Here is a 19,811-nt window from a genome sequence, read left to right as displayed (position 1 = left end):
AAGGACCTCGAATGACCAGCGCACTTCAGGCCCAGCAAGCACTCCTCGCCCACCCCGCGCAGCAGGAGTACTGGGAGACCCGCAGACAGAACTGGACGGAGCCGGTCCAGGTCATCCGTGACCACCTGCGCCCCGGCGCGGGCGAGCCCCGGACGGCCGCTGTCACCCTCGACGCCGCCACCGTCAGCGCCGTGGACCGCATCACCTCCGGCGACGCCGTCCTGCTGTGCACCGTCGCCGCCACGGCCCTGTCCCTCCTGGTGGCCCGTACCACCGACCGGGACGACGTGGTCGTCTTCGTGCCCGCGCCGCCCGGCCCGGCCGCGGCCCCGGGCGCCGTACGCAACCGCGCCCTCCCGCTGGACGTCCGCCTCCCGGCCGGCGCCGAGGCCAAGGACGTGCTCCGTGCCGTCCGCGCGGCCTACCTGGAGGCCGCCGGGAACCTCGACGTGCCCGTCGCGCACATCCTGGAGCGCGGAGACAGCCTTCCCACGGACTTCATGGTCGCCGTGGACGGGGACCTCGGCCCCGAGGACGCCGAACGGGCCGGCACCCCCCTGCTGTTCACGCTCACCACCGGTACGGACGGGGCCCGCGTCGGCCTGCGCTACGACCCCACCCTCTTCACCGACGAGACCGCCGGCCGGCTGCTGGACACGTACCGCACCCTGCTGCACACCCTCACCACGGCCCCCGCGACGACCACCGACGAACTGCGCGCGCCCTCCGCCGCCGACCTCGCCCTCATCGCCGGATTCAACGACACCGACGCGCCCTTCCCCGAGGACCGGCTGCTGCACTCCTTCCTGGAGGAGGGCGCCCGCGAGCACGGCGAGCGCATCGCCGTCGCCGACGGCCCGGGCACCACGTACGCCCGGCTCAACGCCGACGCCAACCGGCTGGCCCGGACGCTGCGCGAGCGCGGAGTCGGCGCCGGCAGCATCGTCGGGGTCTGCGTGCCCCGCTCCGCGGCCATGCTCACCGCCATCTACGCCGTGCTCAAGGCGGGCGGCGCCTACCTGCCGATCGACCCCACCCTGCCGGACAACCGCATCCAGTACCTGCTGGACCACAGCGGGACCGGCCTGGTGCTGGCCACCACCGACACCGCGGGCGTCCTCGGCGACCGGCCCGTCCTCGACGTCACGGACCCGGCGAACCTGGCCGCGGACGACACCGACCTCGACCCCGTCACCGGCCCCGGCGACGCCTGCTACGTGATCTACACCTCGGGTTCGACAGGCAAGCCCAAGGGCGTCGTCGTCGAACACCGCGCCATCGTCAACCGGCTGTGGTGGATGCAGCGCGGCTACCCCCTCGGGCCGGACGACATCATCCTGCACAAGACGCCGTTCACCTTCGACGTGTCAGTGTGGGAGATCTTCTGGTGGTCCCTGGCGGGCGCGGCCGTCGCCACCCTGCCCAACGGCGCGGAGCGGGACCCGGCGCGCATCGCGGAGCGGATCGCCGAGAGCCGGGCCACCACGATGCACTTCGTCCCCAGCATGCTGCACGCCTTCCTCACCTACACCCAGGCGTCGGGCACCTCCGGCAGCCTCGGCACGCTGCGCCGGGTGTTCGCCAGCGGCGAGGCGCTCGCCGCCGTCCATGTGGAGCTGTTCCACACCGCCCTCCCGCAGACCCTGCTGGCCAACCTCTACGGGCCCACCGAGGCGGCCGTCGACGTCAGCTGGTTCAACTGCGACAGCCTCGACTCCACCCGCTCGGTGCCCATCGGCCGCCCCATCGACAACATCCGGCTGATCGTCCGCACCCGGGACGGGCGCATCGCACCCCTGGGCGTCCCCGGCGAACTGTGCATCTCCGGCGTCGGCCTGGCCCGCGGCTACCTGCACGCCCCCGAACTCACGGCGGACCGGTTCGTGACCGGCCCCGAAGGCTTCGGCCGCATCTACCGCACCGGTGACCTGGCGCGCTGGCTGCCCGGCGGCATCCTGGAGTACCTCGGCCGGCTCGACACCCAGGTGAAGATCCGCGGCTACCGGATCGAACTCGGCGAGATCGAACACCTGGTGAGCGGCGCGCCCGGCGTCACCGAGTGCGCCGTGACGGCCATCGAGGGCGACCGCGGCGAGAAGGCCCTGTGCGCCTACCTCGTCGCGGGCCCGGACTTCGACGAAGCCGCCCTGCGGGCCGCGCTCGCCGCCGAACTGCCCTCCTACATGGTGCCGCAGTTCTTCGTCACCGTCCCCGCCATCCCGACCAACCACAACGGCAAGCGCGACGTCTCCGCCCTGCCCAGGCCCCGGCAGCAGGACGACCCCGCCCGGGAGTTCACCGAGCCGGCCACCGAGGTCGAACGGCTGCTCGCCGCGATCTGGAGCGACGCCCTCGGGGTGAGCCGGGTCGGCGCCGGCGACAGCTTCTTCGCCCTGGGCGGTGACTCCATCCTCGCCATCCGGGTGGTGGCCGCACTGCGCCAGGCCGGGTACGAGGTGTCGGTCGGCGAGGTCTTCGCCCACCAGGTGCTGTCCGACCTGGCCACCGTGGTCCGCCCGGCCGAGCCCGCCGCCGCGGACGCGACCGCCGCACCCGCCGATGCCGAAGAGGTCCGCGCGTGGCCGGCCTCCGCCCTCCAGCAGGGCATGATCTACCACAGCAGCCTCGAACCGGACGTCCCCGTCTACCACGACATCTTCCGCTACCACGTGGACGTGCCGCGCATCGACGAGGCCGAACTCCGCGCCGCCTGGAGCGACTTGGCGCAGCGGCACCCCGTGCTCCGGGCCCACTTCGACCTGGAGTCCCTCGACCGGCCGCACATGGTGGTCGAGGACACCCCGAACCCGCCCGCCGAGGTCGTGGACCTGCGCACCGAGGCCGATCCGCTCGCCGCCGTCGCCGCCTGGGCCGAGGCCGAGAAGGGCCGCCCCGTCGACCCGGCCGGCCCTGGACCCGCGTACCGCGCACGGTTCTTCCTGACCGGCACCGACCGCGTCGTCCTCGGGCTGAGCTTCCACCACGCCATCCTCGACGGCTGGAGCGTCGCCTCCCTGGTGGAGGAGTGGGTACGCGGCTACGGCGACCGGCTGGCCGGACGCACCACCGCCGCGGCCCCCGTACCCGCCCTGCAGAGCCGCTACGCCGAACTGGAGGACGCCGCCGAACGCGACCCGGCACAGCGGGAGTTCTGGACCACGGAACTGGCCGGCAGCCAGCTCACGGAGGTCCCGAGGCTGGGCGAGGGCGCCCGCGGACAGCAGCCGGCCGCCGAAGTCGTCGTCAGCGCCTGCCCGCTCGACGACGCTCTCCTCGCCGCGCTGCGCGAGCGCGCCACCCAGTGGTCGGTGCCGCTCAAGAGCGTGTTCCTCGCAGCCCACCTGCGCGTGCAGTCCCTGATCGCCAACCAGTACGACGTCACCACCGGCCTCGTCGCGAACGGCCGCCCCGAGGTGGAGGACGCCGAGCACGCCCTGGGCATGTTCCTCAACACCCTGCCCTTCCGGCTGCGGCTGGACCCCGAGCAGAGCTGGCGGTGGCTGGCCGAGCGCTGCTTCGAGCTGGAACAGCGCGTCCAGCCGTACCGCTGGTACCCGCTGCCCGCCATCCAGAAGCTGCACGGCGGCCCGGCCTTCGACGTGCTCTTCAACTTCACCAACTTCCACGTGCACCAGCGGGACGCGGCGCACGCGCCGGACGCACGGGACCGGGAGCCGGCCGTCGTCTCGGTGGACTACTTCGAGCAGACCAATGCCCCGCTCGTGGTCTACGTCGGGGCCAACGCCTACGAAGGCGGCTGGGAGTACCGCATCGGCTACGACCCCGGGCAGTTCGCCGCCGAGCAGATCGACCGCTACCTCGGCTACTACCTGGGTTGCTTCCAGGCCCTCGCGGCCGGCGGCGACACCGCCTGGACGGACACCGTTCCGCTGTCCGAGGCCGAGCGGGCCGAGCTGCTGCCCGCGCCCGCCCGCCCGGCGACGCCCGAACTCGAAGGCCACCGCACCCTGGTGGACCGGTTCGAGGCGATGGCCGGCAAGCACCCCGACGCCACCGCCGTCACCTGCGACGGCCGCACCCTGACGTACCGGGAACTGGACCGCCGGGCCAACGCCCTCGCCCACCACTTCGCCGAGCGCGGCGTCCGCCCCGGCGACCTCGTCGCCCTCGCCCTCGACCGCGACCTGGAAATGGTCCTCTCGATCCTGGCCACCCTCAAGGCCGGCGCCGTCTACGTGCCCATCGACCCCGGGTACCCCGAGGACCGCATCCGTACGACCGTCGAGGACGCCGACGTCCGGCTGATCGTCGCCACCCCCGAGGTGTGCGGCCTCTTCCCGCAACGCACCACGATCGCCGGCACCGCCGAGGCCGTCGCCGCACTCGTCGGCGAGGGCACCGACCAGGGCCCCGGACACACCCTGACCGCGGAGTCCCCGGCCTACGTCATCTACACCTCCGGCTCCACCGGTCGCCCCAAGGGCGTGCTGGTCACCCACGGCAACGTGCTGCGCCTGTTCGGCGCGACCGAGCACTGGTACGGGTTCGGCGAGGACGACACCTGGTCGCTGTTCCACTCCTTCGCCTTCGACTTCTCGGTGTGGGAGCTGTGGGGCGCGCTGCTGTACGGCGGCCGCCTCGTCGTGGTCCCGTACTGGGTGAGCCGCTCGGTGGAGGACTTCGCCGACCTGCTCGTCACCGAGGGCGTGACCGTCCTCAACCAGACGCCTTCCGCGTTCGCCCAGGTCAAGCATGCGATCATGGCGCGGGCCGGGCGGGAGGACATCCGCCTGCGCCACGTCGTCTTCGGCGGCGAGGCCCTGGACTTCGCCTCGCTCACCGACTGGTTCGACCACTTCGGCGACTCCCGGCCGCAGCTGGTCAACATGTACGGCATCACCGAGACCACCGTGCACGTCACCTACCGCCCGGTGACCGCGGCCGACACCACCGCCCCGGGCAGCATGATCGGCGAGCCCATCCCGGACCTCGGGATGTACCTGCTGGACGCCGCCGGCCGCCCGGTCCCCGTGGGCACCACCGGCGAACTCGTCGTGACCGGCGCCGGAGTGGCCCTCGGCTACCTCGGCCGGCCCGAGGAGAACGCCAAGCGGTTCGCCGAACTGGACCTCGGCCACGGCCCCGTCCGGGCCTACCGCTCCGGCGACCTGGCCCGCCGGATGCCGGGCGGAGAGGTCGAGTACCTCGGCCGCGGCGACGCGCAGGTCAAGATCCAGGGCTACCGCATCGAGACGGGCGACATCGAGGCCGCGCTGACCTCCCACCCGGGGGTCGGCTCCTCCCTGGTGCTGGCCTTCACCCGGCGCACCGGGGGCAAGGCCCTGGCCGGGTACTACGTGCCCGCGTCCGGCGCCGCCGTCGACCCCGCGGAGCTGCGCGCCCACCTCGCCGACCGGCTGCCCGGGTACATGGTGCCCAGCTTCCTGATCGAGGTGGACCAGTGGCCCCTGACCATCAACGGCAAGACCGACCGGCGGGCCCTGCCCGATCCGGAGGAACACCTGGCCGCGGCCGCCCACGCGTACGCCGCGCCGCGGGACGACGCGGAAGCCCGGCTGGCCGCCGTCTGGCAGGAGGTCCTGGGCGTACCCAGGGTCGGCGTCGACGACACGTACCACGGGCTCGGCGGTGACTCCCTGCAGGGCATCCGGCTGGTCGGCGCCCTGCGCAGGGCCGGCTTCGAGGTGGCGCTGAACGACCTGTTCCGGGTCCAGACCATCCGCGCCCTCAGCGACCAGGGCCTCATCGGCCGGGCCGCCGCGCCCAGCACCGACACGGCCCCCAGCCGTCCCTTCGACCTCCTCCCGGAGGAGGACCGGGACACGGTCCCGGCCGGGGTGACGGACGCCTACCCGGCCACCCGGCTCCAGCTGGGCATGATCTACCACACGGAGACCGACCCCGCCCAGGCCGTCTTCCACGACCTGATCCGCTACCGCATCGACCTCCCCTTCGACCAGGCGGTGCTCCAGGACCTGCTGGCCGCCATGGTCGACGAGCACGAGATCCTCAAGACCTCCTTCGCGCTCACCGGATACAGCGTGCCCCTGCAGCTCGTGCACGCCCGGGGACAGGTCAACCTCACCGTCCACGACCTCGCGCACCTGGGCACGTCCGCCCGCGACGCCGCCGTCGACGCCTGGTTCGAAGCGGAGAAGAGCACCGGCTTCGTGTGGAGCGCGCCCACGCAGATGCGCTTCTTCGTGCACCGGGCGTCCGCGGACTCCTTCCACCTGTCGGTCAGCTTCCACCACGCCGTCATCGACGGCTGGAGCTTCTCCGGACTGATGGCCCGGCTGCTGGAGGACTACCGCCGGGTGCTCGCCGGACAACCGCGCACCGCGCCGGCGCCCGCGCCGCTCGCCTACCGCGACTACGTGGCCCTGGAGCTCGCCGCCCAGCACGACGGCGCCGCCCGCGCCTACTGGACCGGCCTCCTGGAGGGCGCCGCCTACACCAAGCTGCCGCGCCTGCCCGAACCCGGCGCCCGCTGGGCGGAGGCCGAGCTGCTGCTCGACGAGTCGCGCTACGCGCAGCTGTCCGAGCTCGCCGCCCGCCACCAGGTGTCCGTCAAGGACGTCTGCCTGGCCGCCCACTTCCGGGCCCTGTCGCTCATCACCGGCACCGACGACGTCACCACCGGCGTCTTCGGCCACGGCCGGCCCGAGCACATGGACGCCGAGCGCATGGTGGGGCTGTTCCTGAACATCGTGCCCCTGCGCGCCCGGACCGCAGGCTCCTGGCCGGAGCTCCTGGCCGACGTCAACCGCATCGGCCACGAGCACCTGCCGCACCGGCGCTACGCGTACGCCTCCATCCAGCAGGCCATGGGCGGCCGCCGCCTGGTGGAGACGGCGTTCAACTTCGTCAACTTCAGCGCCTACGCCGACCAGCTCGGCGCGGACGGCGGAGCGGTCATCGGCGACCTGAAGTGGTTCGAGCACTCGGACTTCGCCCTGCTGGTGACCTTCAACGCCGACCTGTTCACGCGCCGGATGCGGGTCAACTTCAACGCCGCGGCCTCCGTGCTCGGCCGGGCGGCGGTACGGGACGTCGCCGAGGTCTACGAGGCGGTCCTGGCGGAACTGCTCGGCGACGAGGCGGCCCGGAGCCGCACCACCGCCCCGCTCGCGCGGCTGCCCCGCCCGGCGCACGAGGCCCCCGACGGCTACGACCGCGGCAACGCGGCACTGCCGGACCGGGTCGAGGGCGTCGAACGCATCGACCCCGCGGCGCTGGACGCGCTCGTCACCAGGATCTGCGGGGAGCCGGACGCCGCCGGCGAGCTGGACTCGCTGACCGCACTGCGGCTGGCCACGGCTGTACGCGACACCTTCGGCGTCAGCGTTCCGCTGCGCTTGCTGCTCGACGGCGGCGTCGCCGTCCTGGGCCGGTGAAACCGGTGAAGGACACGATGATGCGTGCGACGTTCTCGACGATCCTGCTGAGCTCACTCGGCTCGACGGTGCTGTGGCTGCTCCTGGTGCCCAGCTTCGCGGCCCAGACCCACTCCGACTCGCTCGTGGGGCTGCTGGGCATGGAGCGCCAGGTGCTGGGCGTGGTGGGCGCCCTGCTGGTCGGCGTATGGGCCGACCGCGGGCTGATCCACCGTAAGTTCGCCCTGCTCCAAGGCCTCCAGCTGGTCCTGGCGGTCGTGTTCCTGCTCACGACCTGGCTGGGCACGGCCGGCCCCGACTTCGTCCTGGTGTGGACGGCGGTCCGGTTCGCCCTGGTGGGCGCGAGCTCGGTGCTGGCCTACCGGCTGCTCGCCGACGCCTCTGGTTCCAGCTCGCAGGGCGCGGTGCTGCAGATGGTGACCTCACCGCAGGGCGCCATGGTGTTCGCCGCCGTGATCTGCGCGGCCGTACCGGCCTGGACCTCCCGGACCCTCGTGGTGGCGCTCGTCTTCGACCTCGCCGCCTCCGTGCTGGTGCTGTCGCTGCTGGCCCGACGGCTGGAGCGGCGCGAGGCCACGGACACGGGCGGGTTCGACCTCGGCTGGGGCAACGTCCTCGCCCGCGGGACGGACGCCGTCAAGAGCTACTGGCTGCCCCAGCTCTGGCCGTGGAACCTGCTCCAGATCGGCTTCCTGGTCAGCCTCTCCGGAATGATGGTCTACGCGAGCGTGCTCGCCGAGGCCCAGGACCTCGTGCCGACGGGGATCGCCTTCTCCGGTGCGTGGTTCTTCTACGGCCTCGCGTTCTGGGTGACCGCTCCGCTGCTGCGCCGGCCCGCCCTCGCGCAGCGCTGGGCGCTGGCCTTCGCCGCCGTCCTGACCGGCTGCGGCGTGGTCAGTGCGGTGTCGGGCCGGTCCGCCTTCGCCGTGCACATGGCCCTGTACGTGGTGCTGACCTTCGTCAACGCCTATTGGATCCACTTCACCAACGCCCGGATCCTGGAGCCGGCCCCGGTGGACCGGCTCGGACAGGTCCGGGCGAGCATGATCTTCTATCTGGGTGTGGTGTTCGGCCTCGGTGAGCAGTTCGTCGGCCTGCTGCTGGAGGTCCCCTCCGGTCTGCTGCTGGTCGACATGCTGCACGTGGCCGGCGGCATCGCACTGGCGGGCGCGCTGCTCGTCATCCGTACACGCTCCCGCCGCACCCTGGTGCCGGCGGGATGAGGAAAGGAACTCGCCGGATGTCTCCGGAGGAGATCGTCGACGGCCAGCTCGCCGCGTACAACGCGCGTGACCTGGAGGGTTTTCTCGGCTTCTACGTGAAGGACGTGCCGGTGCACGCCTTCCCGTCGGGTGAGGTGATGGCCGACCGCTCGGGCCCGGCGTTCGAGGAGCGCTACGCCGCCCTCTTCGAGTCGAGCCCCGACCTGCACGCGGAGCTCGTCTCCCGCGTCACGCACGGCCGGATCGTGATCGACCAGGAACGCGTCACCGGCTTCATGGGCGGCGAGTCCCGATCGGCCGTCGCGATGTACGAGGTCGGACCGGACCGCATCGAGAAGGTGTGGTTCGTGGTCTGACGACAGGTCCGGCGGCGGCCGCCGGCGACCTGACGGCGAGGCGGCCGCCCCGGGGCGTCGGGGAGAGCGGGATCGAAGCTCTCCCCGACGCCTTCGCGCGTTCCGCGCCCTCGGCGCCCTTCACGTCCGTACGTCCTCCGCCCCCGCCACGGCTACGCCCCCGCCACCACCGCGCCCACCCACGCCCCCACCACCAGCAGGCACGCGAACAGCTCCACCAGCACGCTCGTCCCCACCGCCCGCATCACCGCCCGCACCGATGCCCACGCCTCCCCGTGCGTGCCCAGGCGCAGCCGCTCGCAGAGGTAGATGCCGCCCACGAAGCCCGGGACCGCCCCCAGTACGGGGATCAGGACGAAGCCCAGTACCGCGCCGACTCCCGCGAACACCGCCATCCGGGGAGTGACCCCCAGCCCCCGCACCCGCCGCGGCGGCAGCTGCCACTTCACCACCTGGACCACGAGCAGCAGGGCCGTCGCCGAGACGAGCAGGGACCACGCCGGCGCCGACCGCACGTGCAGCGCCCACCACAGCAGCCCCGCCCACACCAGCCAGGTGCCCGGCACGCCCGGGACCAGCACCCCCAGCACCCCGAGCAGCAGCACCAGCCCCACCAGGAGCAGCTGAGGCAGATCCATCTGCTCAGCCTGACCGACCAGCGCCTATCGGGCCACCCAGCCCCGCTCGTACGCGTGCCAGCCCAGCTGCAGCCGTGTCGTCACCCCGGACAGCTCCATCAGGCCCTTGACCCGCCGCTGCACCGTCCGCAGGCCCAGCTCCAGGTGCTTCGCCACGCTCGCGTCCGTCATGCCCGCCAGCAGCAGCGTCAGGATCTCCAGGTCCGTGGTGTCGGGGATGCCCTCGGACACCTCCGCCCCGTCGGCCCCCAGCCGCAGCGGCAGCGCCTCCCGCCACACCGCCTCGAACAGGCCCGTCAGGGACTCCAAGAGCCCCGAGGCGTGCACCACCAGCGCCGCCGGCTCCGCCCCGGGCCCCGTCAGCGGCACGAGCGCGAGCGACCTGTCCGCGATCACCAGCCTGGTCGGGACCTGCGCCGTCACCCGGACCCCCTCGCCCCGCGCGAGCGCCGTCGACGCCTCCCGGATGCCGGTCGGCAGGGTCAGTACGTCCCGCTCGATCACCACCCGGTACTCGACGCCCCGTGCGGCGGCCTGCTCCTCCGCCTCGTTGTCCATCCCCGTGACCACCTGGGGCCGGCTGCTGACCAGGGCGCACACTTCCTCGACCGCGCCCACCTGGAGCTGGTGGAAGCGGTGCGCCACCGCGCTCGCCCCCGTCACCACCTCGACCAGGTCGTGCACCGACGGCTCGGCCGCCTCCACCCGGTACTCCTGCGCCAGCAGCGCCGCCGCCAGCTCCGCCTGTTCCAGCTCGTGCCGCTGCTGAGTCAGCAGCGCCCCCAGCGCCACCCCCGGCGGAGCCGCCACCCAGCGCCCCGGCCGGGCCGAAGACTGCGCCGCCAGCCCGTGCCGCTCCAGGTGCCGCAGCGCCCGCTCGGCCTGCGGCACCGGCAGCGCCAGCCGGTGCGCCAGGTCCGGGATCTCCGCAGCCCCCAGCGCCACCAGCGCGCGGTACGCCGACTCCTGGCCCTCGTCCAGGCCTATCGCACTCAGCAACCCGTCCACCCACCCTCTCGACGCTGTTCCTGGCGGGAAGCAGCCACGGCGTAAACCCGCCGCGGACATCATCGCCGCACCCCTCGGCTCTCTGCCAGGGTGACGCCACCGCAGCACCAACATCCGCCGGCCAGACGCCATTTACGCGGCAGCTTTGCCGTGCAATGCAGTAGTTGGCCGGAATTCACCTGGGGAGAGCGATGCGCCCGATATCGCGTACGGCACTCGGGGCGGCCACCGCGGCCGTCCTCGCCGTCACCGCCGTCGGCCCGTCGACGGCGCAGCCGACCGACGGAGCGCCCGGAGCGGGAAAGAGACCACTCGTCGGGAGCGAGGCGGCCGGAAAGCAGCCCACGGCCCCCGTCACCGTCACCCTCGTCACGGGTGACCGGATCCTGGTCTCCACCGACGCGGCCGGCCGCACGGCCGCCACCGCCATGCCGCGCGAGGACGGCTCACAGCCGCTCGTGCAGACGAAGCAGTCCGGCAAGGACCTGTACGTGTACCCCGAGGGCGCGGTCAAGGCGCTCGCCGCGGGCCGGGTCGACCACGAGCTCTTCAACGTCACCGGCCTCGTCCGGCAGGGCTACGACGACGCGCAGGAACTTCACCGACTCCGACACCGACGCCGACCGCCAGGGTCACGGCACCCACACCATCTCCACCGTCGGCGGCTCCGGAGCCGAGAGCGGCGGCGCCAAGAAGGGCGTGGCCCCCGGCGCCGAACTGCTCAGCGGGAAGGTCCTCGACGACGCGGGCTACGGCCTCGACTCGTGGATCATCGCGGGCATGGAGTGGGCCGTCGAGTCCAAGGCCGACGTGGTCTCCATGAGCCTCGGCGACCCCTCCCGGACCGCCTGCGACGACCCGCTCGCCGCGGCCGCCGAACGGCTCTCCCGGCAGGGACCGCTGTTCGTGATCGCCGCCGGCAACTCCGGCCCCGGCAACAACACCGTCTCCTCGCCCGGTTGCGCGCCGAGCGTGCTGACCGTCGGAGCCGTGGACCGCGACGACACCACGGCCACGTTCTCCAGCCGCGGCCCGGCCGGTCTCCAGCACACCCTCAAGCCCGAGATCGCCGCCCCCGGCGTCGGGATCTCGGCCGCCGCCGCGGGCGGCCGCGGGGTGTACGCCTACCAGTCCATGTCCGGCACCTCGATGGCCACCCCGCACGTCGCGGGAGCCGCCGCCGTCGTCAAGCAGCGCCACCCCGACTGGACCGGGCAGCAGATCAAGGCCGCTCTCGTGGGATCCGCGAACACCAGGGTCCCCGGCGACGTACGGGAGACCGGCGGCGGCCGTCTCGACGTGAAGGCCGCGATCGACACGACCGTCACCAGCGCCCCCGCCGTCCAGGGCGGCGCGTACAACTGGCCGCAGGACCGCAGCGACCGCACCACCGTCGAGGTCCCGTACAGCAACCTCGGCAAGAACCCCGTCACCCTGGACCTCGCCGTCGAGAAGGTCACCGGCAACGACGGCTCCGCCGTCCGCGGCCAGGTCGCCCGCCTCGACAAGCGCACCGTCACCGTCGCGGCCGGAGCCACCGTCACGGTGCCGCTCGCCCTGGACCCGGCCGCGAAGCTGGAGCGCTCCCAGTACGGGGACGTCACCGGCCGCGTCGTCGCCACCGCGAACGGCGTGCGCGTCTCCACCCCCTTCTCGCTCTACGTGGAGCCCGAGACGGTGACCCTGCGCGTCAAGCTCGTCGACCGCGCGGGCAAGCCGGCCGCCGGCCCCTCCTCCCTGGACGTCATCGGCACCGACGACGCCAGCGGTGAGCGCCGCTTCAACGACGGCTCCGTGGACCAGGTCTACCGGGTGCGCCCGGGCGCCTACTTCCTCTCCGCCTTCGTCGGCACCCCCGACGCGGGGGAGGGCGCCGAGCTGATCGACTCCCTCACCTACCTCGGCCGGCCCCAGGTCGAGCTGAAGAAGGACACCACGATCGTGCTCGACGCCCGCAAGGCCGGGCGCCTGGCCATCGAGGCCGACAAGCCGGTCGAGGCCCGCAACACCACCCTGGGCTTCGCCCGCAGCTGGGGCGACGCCTGGCTGCACGCGGGCACCGCGACGGGCGGCCGGACCATCCGCGGCTTCTACGCCTCCGTCGAAGGCCGCGCCAAGGACGGCGACTTCGAGTTCGGCAGCTACTGGCGGGCGGCCGCGCCGCTGATCTCCGACTTGAGGGCCGTCGGCGGACCGGTCCTGCACCCGATCACCGCCTCCACCGGCAGCGACAACCTCGACGGAACCGGCAGCGCCCCGCTGGTCGACGCCGGCTCCGGCACCCCCGAGGAGCTCGCCGCCGCCGGCGCCAAGGACGCGGTCGTCCTGGTGAAGGCGGTGGACGGCGCCCTGTACGAGGTCGCGCAGAACGCCAAGGCCGCCGGTGCCAAGGCGGTGCTGGCCCACCGCGAGGCCCCGGGCCGCTGGGTCGCCTTCACCGGCTACGCGGGCGGCGCCCTGCCCACCATGGCCATCGAGGCCGCCGAGGGCCGGGCACTGCTGGCCGGGCTGAAGGCGGGCAAGGTCACGCTGTCGTGGAAGGCCACGGCGAAGAGCCCGTACGCCTACTCCCTCGCCTTCCCCGAGACGGGCGAGGTCAAGGGCGGCCGTACGCACCGCGTGCGCGACCGCGACCTCGGCCAGGTCGAGTCCACGTACCACTCCATGGGCGTGGCCGCCGACTTCATCGACCTGGCCGGCGCCTACCGGCCGATCGGCAGCGCGGTCTACTTCGGCGGGATGGAGACCGTCGCGGCGCCCGGCACGCGGACCGAGTACTACTCGGCCGGGGACACCGCCTGGGACCAGCTGCTCTCCAGCAGCTTCCCCTGGGGCGAGTTCATGGTCGGCGAGCAGCGCACCTACGCCAAGGGCCAGAAGGCCAAGGCGACGTGGTACGACGGGATCACCGGGCCGGTCGCGCCGCGCGACCCCGCCGGCAAGGAGACCCTCGCCGCCGAGCGGCAGGGCAACCTGATCGGCTTCGCCCCCGCCATGTGGGGCGATAGCGGCCACGCCGCGCAGCCGGGCTCCTTCGGTGACATCGGCGGGCTCCAGCTCAAGCGCGACGGCGAGGTCATCGGCGACAGTTGGTACCCGTTCGGGGTCTTCGAGATCCCGGCCGAGGAGAGCCGCTACGAACTGACCCAGAGCATCGAGAAGATCGGCCCGCCGTCCCGGGTCTGGCAGCGGTCCACCGCGGTCCGCACGACCTGGGGCTTCACCTCGAAGCTGGACGCGTCGGCGTACTCGCAGGGCCTGCCGGTCCTCTTCCCGCGGTACGCGGCCCCGCTGGACGGGCTGAAGACGGTCGCGGCGGCGAACGGCCAGAGCATCGGGCTGGGCGTCACCGGGCACGCGGGCTACGTGCCCGGCGCGCTGACGTCGGCGAAGCTGTCGTACTCCTACGACGGCGAGAACTGGACGCAGGCGAAGGTGAGCGAGCGGGGCGGCCGGTGGACCGCGGTCGTGGACCACGCCGGATCCTCCGGCAAGCCGGTGTCCCTGATGGTCGAACTGACCGACGCGAAGGGGGCGACGGTCACCCAGACGGTCGCGCGGGCGTACGACGTGCGCTAGGCCGTACGGGCAGAGCGGAAAGGGTCCACCGGGCGGCGGTCCGGCGGACCCTTTTCGTGCGTTCGGCGTTTTCCGCCCGTGCCGGAGGCCGAGAATGAGGGCATGAGTCAGCAGGGCGCGGACGACTGGTGGCAGAAGCTCTACGAGGACCCGGACGCGGGGCCGGAAGCCGACCCGGGGGACACCCTGGACCATCGGTTCCGCTCGGCGGCCCGAGTGACGACGGACCCGGCTCCGCCGGAACGGGACCCGGAGCCGGGGCGGGGACCGCTTCCGGGCTCACGCCCGGAAGCGGACGCAGGCCTGCCCGCCCGGCCGCCGGCGCCGGTGCGGGACGACGGACCCGGCGGCCCGGGACGGACCCAGCCGCTGCTCCCGGGCCCGCGCCCGGCCCAGGGGCGGCCCCCCGCGCCGGACGTGCCGTCGCCCCGAGAGCGCCACTCCCCGCCCCCGCCCCTCCTCCCGGGCCCCCGCCCGGCCCAGGACCCGCCGCCGCACACCGAGCAGCACAACACCCCGCCGGCGGCCCCGGCCCCACCGCCTCCCGCGCCCCCGGCACCCTCCACGGCACCGGCCCCGCCTTCGTTCCAGGCCCCGCCCATGACTCCGGCTCCGCCTGCGGCTCAGGCCCCGCCTACGGCCCCCGCACCGCCAACGGCTCCCGTCCCGCCGATGGCCCCGGCCTCGGCACCGGCCTCGCCTTCGGGCCCGTTTCCGCCCCCGCCTGCGGCCTCGGCTCCGCCGTCGCCCCCGGCCACGGCCCCGCCCCCGCCTTCGCCCCTGGCTCCGCCCCCGGCCTCGGCCCCGCCCCCGCCTTCGCCCCTGGCTCCGCCCACGGCCTCGGCCCCGCCTTCGCCCCTGGCCCCGCCTACGGCCTCGGCTCCGCCCGCGGCCTCGGCCCCGGCTGGGGCTGGCGTCCCGTTTCCGCCGTCCGGGTCTGCGGGCCCGGCTCCGGATCCGTCACCGCCCGGGGGCGTCGCGCCCCGGGATCCGCGTGCGGGTGGGGTCACCGGGTACGCGCTCGGGGGTGTCGACGTGCCGCCGGTGTCCGGGGCGGAGTTGCCGGTCCGGCGGGCGCATGCGCCGCGCCCCGAGGACCGGACCCAGGAAGTGCCGCCGCCCGCGCCCGTACCCGAAGCCCCGGCGGACGCCCCCGCGCAGCGGCGGCCCGAGGTGCACCACCTCGGCGACCGCGCGCCCACCTACGCCGCCGAGCCGGGCTCGCTCCCGCCCGCCGACCCGGCCGCCCTCGACGCGCTGACCCCGGACACCGTGCTGGAGGGCGCCCGTTACGGCACCTACACCCTGCGCGCCGCCTCCCTGCGGGGGGACTCCGCCCGCTTCCGCGGCGAGGTGCGCCGGGACTTCCTGCTCACCGCCCGTTTCGGCAGCGGCGACGACGCCCTGGTCCTGGTGGCCCTGGCCGGCGGGGACCGGGCCGCGCCCGGGGCCGCGCAGGCCGCCGCCGACCTGTGCCGCACGGTCGCGGCGGCCGTCGGGCGCAGCCAGGGCCGGCTGGCCGAGGACATCCGCGCCGGGCGCCGCGACGCCCTGCGCTCGGGCCTCCAGCGGCTCACCGACCGGGGCTACGGCCGGCTGCGGGCCCGCGCCGCCGAGCTGGGGCTCGCGGAGGCGGCGTACACCGCCGGGCTGCGCGGGCTGCTCCTCCCGGTGGACCCGGAGTGCCGCACCCGGGTGTGCTTCGGCTCCGGGGCGGGCGGGCTCTTCCGACTCCGTTCGGGCCAGTGGCAGGACCTGGAACCCGCAGGTCCGCCCGGAGCCCCGGGAGCCCCCGGACGCGACGACGAAGCCGAGGCCGCGTTCCGGTTCCGCGCGTCCGTGGCCCGGCCCGGTGACACCCTGCTGCTGTGCTCCGGCGGCCTGGCGGAGCCGATGCGCGAGGAGGCCGCCCTCACGGAGGAGCTCGCCGCGCGCTGGAGCGAGGCGGAGCCGCCCGGGCTGGCGGCCTTCCTCGCGGACGTCCAGCTCCGCCTCAAGGGGTACGCCGACGACCGCACGGCCGCCGCCGTCTGGGAGGCGTAACCGGCGCGCACATGGCTGGATGGGAGGCACGCGTGTCTGAGAGACCGGACCGGAGACCGGGAAGGGTGCCCCCCTCATGGCCAAGCAGAACGTGGCGGAGCAGTTCGTCGACATCCTCGTGCGCGCCGGCGTGCGGCGGATGTACGGAGTCGTGGGCGACAGCCTCAACCCGGTGGTGGACGCGATCCGCCGGACGGCTGACATCGACTGGATCCAGGTGCGCCACGAGGAGACGGCGGCCTTCGCGGCGGGCGCGGAGGCCCAGATCACCGGCCGCCTCGCCGCCTGCGCGGGCTCCTGCGGCCCGGGGAACCTGCACCTGATCAACGGGCTGTACGACGCCCAGCGTTCGATGGCTCCGGTCCTCGCGCTCGCCTCGCACATCCCCTCCGGCGAGATCGGTCTCGGCTACTTCCAGGAGACCCACCCCGACCAGCTCTTCCGCGAGTGCAGCCACTACAGCGAGCTGATCTCCAACCCGGCGCAGATGCCCCGGCTGCTCCAGACCGCCGTGCAGCACGCCATCGGCCGCAGCGGGGTCAGCGTGGTCGCGCTGCCCGGGGACATCGCCGCCCTGCCGGCGCCGGAGAAGACGGTGGAGCACGCGATCGTCACCGCCCGCCCCGCGGTACGGCCGGGCGACGCCGAGATCGAGAAGCTGGTCCGCCTCGTCGACGAGGCGGACAAGGTCACGCTCTTCTGCGGCAGCGGCACGGCCGGGGCGCACGCCGAGGTGATGGAGTTCGCCGGCCGGGTCAAGGCACCCGTAGCGCACGCCCTGCGCGGCAAGGAGTGGATCCAGTACGAGAACCCCTACGACGTCGGCATGAGCGGGCTGCTCGGCTACGGCGCGGCCTACGAGGCCACCCACGAGTGTGACTTGCTGATCCTGCTCGGCACGGACTTCCCGTACAACGCCTTCCTCCCCGACGACGTGAAGATCGTCCAGGTGGACATCCGCCCCGAACACCTCGGCCGCCGCTCCCAGCTGGACCTCGGCGTCTGGGGTGACGTACGGGAGACCCTGCGCGCGCTGAACACGCGGGTGAAGGCCAAGACGGACCGCCGCTTCCTGGACCGGATGCTGAAGAAGCACGCCGACGCCCTGGAAGGGGTGGTGAAGGCCTACACGCGCAAGGTCGAGAAGCACACCCCGATCCACCCCGAGTACGTGGCCGCGGTCCTCGACGAACTGGCCGACGAGGACGCCGTTTTCACCGTGGACACCGGCATGTGCAATGTGTGGGCGGCGCGCTATCTTTCCCCGAACGGCAAACGGCGCATCATCGGCTCCTTCAGCCACGGCTCCATGGCCAACGCCCTCCCGCAGGCCATCGGTGCACAGTTCACCGACAGGAACCGTCAAGTGGTGTCGATGTCGGGCGACGGCGGTTTCTCGATGCTGATGGGAGATTTCCTCACCCTGGTGCAGTACGACCTCCCCGTCAAAGTGGTCCTGTTCAACAACTCATCCCTCGGGATGGTCGAGCTGGAGATGCTGGTTTCCGGCCTGCCCTCCTACGGGACGACCAACAAGAACCCCGACTTCGCCGCGATCGCCCGCGCGGCGGGTGCGTACGGGGTCCGCGTGGAGAAGCCCAAGCAGCTCACAGGGGCTTTGAAGGATGCTTTCCGGCACAAGGGGCCCGCTCTGGTGGACGTGGTGACGGACCCCAACGCCCTGTCGATTCCGCCGAGGATCAGTGCCGAGATGGTGACCGGATTCGCACTGTCCGCCAGCAAGATCGTGCTGGACGGCGGGGTGGGCCGCATGATCCAGATGGCTCGATCCAACCTCCGTAACGTGCCCCGCCCGTAAGCCCGCAGGAGTGCGGAACCCCCCGGGGGGCATGCATCCCGTAGACCTGTTCGAGAGCAAGGACGCGGGGGAGGGGCATCGCCGTGCGGGTGGGGGCGAAGACCGGAAAGATGTGGCGGAGAGGGAGGCCGGTGCCGCGTGAACCGTCCGCCGGTGAGGACGGGGGAGCGGTGGAGGCGCTGCGGATCACCCGGAGCGTGCGCGGGGCCGACCTGAAAGCGGTCGGAGAAGTCCGCCGGGCCTTAAGGGAGTTGATGCGCCACCGGTGCCGGACCGATGCCGCCGAGGTGGCCGAGCTGCTGATCACGGAGCTCGTCACCAACGCCCTCGTCCACACGGACCGGGGTGCGGAGGTGTCCGCGAGTCTCGCCGCCACACGCTTACGGGTGGAGGTCCGGGACTACGCCGCACGCCGGCCCCGGCCGTACGTACCGACCGCCGACGACGGTACGCACGGCCGGGGACTCGTGCTGGTGCAGGCGCTCGCCGACGACTGGGGCGTGGACGCGCTGACCCCGGGCAGCGGCAGGGGCAAGGTGGTGTGGTTCGAGCTCGACGGGTGTCACGACGCCCCGTACGACGGAGGGCCCGCCTGAGCAGGCGGGCCCTCCGGGGTCTTCCCCGATCGGGACCGGTCAGCCGAACTGCTGCTCCAGGTCCTTCAGTTTGCGCTCCAGCGAGTCCAGCCGGGGAATGGTCTGGGTGTCGTCCTCGGCGGTGAGGTCCACCGTCCGGGTGCCGGTCACGTCAAGGGATTCGGTTCCGTTCACGGCCTGCAGGGAGGGCCGGCGGCGCAGGGGCAGTTGTCCCGATTCCGGTATGGCCGGCTCCGCGCCGACCGGCGCGGAGCCCGCTCCCTGGGTCAGTTCGGGCAGCTCGACCTGGCGGCCGCCACGGGCGCGGCCGAAGGCCCGGTGCTGGCGGCCGAGCGCCCTGATGTGCGCGCGGTCCAGACGGTGCTGCTCCCGCCTGCGGTGCCGGTCCTGCTCCTTCTCCTTCTTGTCCTCGCGCACCTCGTCCACCGCCTCGTCGAGGGTGCGCACCCCCTCCAGCAGCATGAGCGACCAGGCGCCGAAGGTCTCCCGGGGTGCGCGCAGCCAGCGCACCATCCGGATCTGCGGCAACGGCCGCGGGATCAGGCCCTGTTCGCGCAGCGCCGCCCGGCGGGTCTGCTTGAGGGCGCGGTCGAAGAGCACGGCCGCCGAGAGCGACATCCCGGCGAAGAACTGCGGGGCCCCGTCGTGGCCCATGCCGCGCGGGGCGTGCACCCAGTTGAACCAGGCGGCCGCGCCCGCGAACAGCCAGACCAGCATGCGCGAACCGAGGGCCGCGTCGCCGTGGCTGGCCTCGCGGACGGCGAGCACGGAGCAGAACATGGCGGCGCCGTCGAGGCCGAAGGGGACCAGGTACTCCCAGCCCCCGGAGAGGTTGAGGTTCTGCCGGCCGAAGCCGACCAGTCCGTGGAAGGACAGCGCGGCGGCGACGGCCGCGCAGCAGAAGAGCAGGACGTACGAGGCGGTGCCGTAGACGGCCTCCTTGCGCCGCCGCCGTTCCTCGCTGCGCTCCCAGCTGTCGTCGGCCGCGGCCTTCTCGCTCTCGCGCTTGCCACGGGCCAAGACCGCAACTGCCGCAAGTACGCCCAGGATCAGCAGGCTGCCGGGCAGCAGCCAGTCCAGCGATATGTCGGTCAGTCTCATGCGGATGTCCCTTGCCTCGCGTATGCGGCTATGCGGCTGTGCGGCCTTCCGGGCGCCATAGTGGCGTAG

Annotated in this window: 9 protein-coding genes and 1 pseudogene; 7 read left to right on the top strand and 3 right to left on the bottom strand. The window is 73.4% G+C overall.

What is annotated here, in order from left to right:
- Positions 1-11: 11 nt before the first annotated feature.
- From IF88_RS40685 to IF88_RS0123010, 3 genes are read left to right on the top strand one after another with little or no spacing between them, the layout of a single operon-like run.
- Positions 12-7,379: a non-ribosomal peptide synthetase gene (locus tag IF88_RS40685; protein ID WP_037806707.1), complete on the top strand. Its 7,368-nt coding sequence runs from the start codon at positions 12-14 to the stop codon at positions 7,377-7,379.
- A gap of 17 nt (positions 7,380-7,396) precedes the next feature.
- On the top strand, positions 7,397-8,602 hold the full coding sequence (locus tag IF88_RS0123015) for a hypothetical protein (protein ID WP_158754518.1): 1,206 nt from the start codon (positions 7,397-7,399) through the stop codon (positions 8,600-8,602).
- Between the two features lie 17 nt (positions 8,603-8,619).
- On the top strand, positions 8,620-8,958 hold the full coding sequence (locus IF88_RS0123010) for a nuclear transport factor 2 family protein (RefSeq protein ID WP_051837385.1): 339 nt from the start codon (positions 8,620-8,622) through the stop codon (positions 8,956-8,958).
- Between the two features lie 152 nt (positions 8,959-9,110).
- Here the strand turns inward: IF88_RS0123010 and IF88_RS0123005 are convergent, their stop codons facing one another.
- Together IF88_RS0123005 and IF88_RS0123000 are read right to left on the bottom strand one after the other, a co-directional pair.
- Positions 9,111-9,596, bottom strand: coding sequence for a DUF456 domain-containing protein (locus IF88_RS0123005; protein WP_030715603.1), 486 nt, complete (start codon positions 9,594-9,596; stop codon positions 9,111-9,113).
- Positions 9,597-9,620: 24 nt separating this feature from the next.
- Positions 9,621-10,595: a helix-turn-helix domain-containing protein gene (locus tag IF88_RS0123000; RefSeq protein WP_030715600.1), complete on the bottom strand. Its 975-nt coding sequence runs from the start codon at positions 10,593-10,595 to the stop codon at positions 9,621-9,623.
- A gap of 200 nt (positions 10,596-10,795) precedes the next feature.
- On the opposite strand from IF88_RS0123000, the pseudogene IF88_RS40680 reads away from it, so the two are divergent.
- From IF88_RS40680 to IF88_RS0122975, 4 genes and pseudogenes are all read left to right on the top strand, one after another.
- Positions 10,796-14,183 (top strand): annotated as a pseudogene (locus IF88_RS40680) (S8 family serine peptidase).
- Between the two features lie 1,035 nt (positions 14,184-15,218).
- Positions 15,219-16,226: a protein phosphatase 2C domain-containing protein gene (locus IF88_RS49365; RefSeq protein ID WP_324617204.1), complete on the top strand. Its 1,008-nt coding sequence runs from the start codon at positions 15,219-15,221 to the stop codon at positions 16,224-16,226.
- Positions 16,227-16,302: 76 nt separating this feature from the next.
- Positions 16,303-18,045, top strand: a complete 1,743-nt coding sequence (locus IF88_RS0122985; RefSeq protein ID WP_030715595.1) for a pyruvate dehydrogenase — start codon at positions 16,303-16,305, stop codon at positions 18,043-18,045.
- 131 nt (positions 18,046-18,176) lie between these two features.
- On the top strand, positions 18,177-18,641 hold the full coding sequence (locus IF88_RS0122975) for an ATP-binding protein (RefSeq protein WP_234323657.1): 465 nt from the start codon (positions 18,177-18,179) through the stop codon (positions 18,639-18,641).
- 39 nt (positions 18,642-18,680) lie between these two features.
- Here the strand turns inward: IF88_RS0122975 and IF88_RS0122970 are convergent, their stop codons facing one another.
- Entirely contained in the window at positions 18,681-19,742 is a 1,062-nt protein-coding gene (locus tag IF88_RS0122970) for a DUF2637 domain-containing protein (protein ID WP_030715591.1), read from the bottom strand.
- Positions 19,743-19,811 lie beyond the last annotated feature (69 nt).

The organism is Streptomyces sp. NRRL F-2580 (genome assembly GCF_000720115.1).
GTDB lineage: Bacteria > Actinomycetota > Actinomycetes > Streptomycetales > Streptomycetaceae > Streptomyces.
This window is presented reverse-complemented; position numbering and strand designations above follow the sequence as displayed.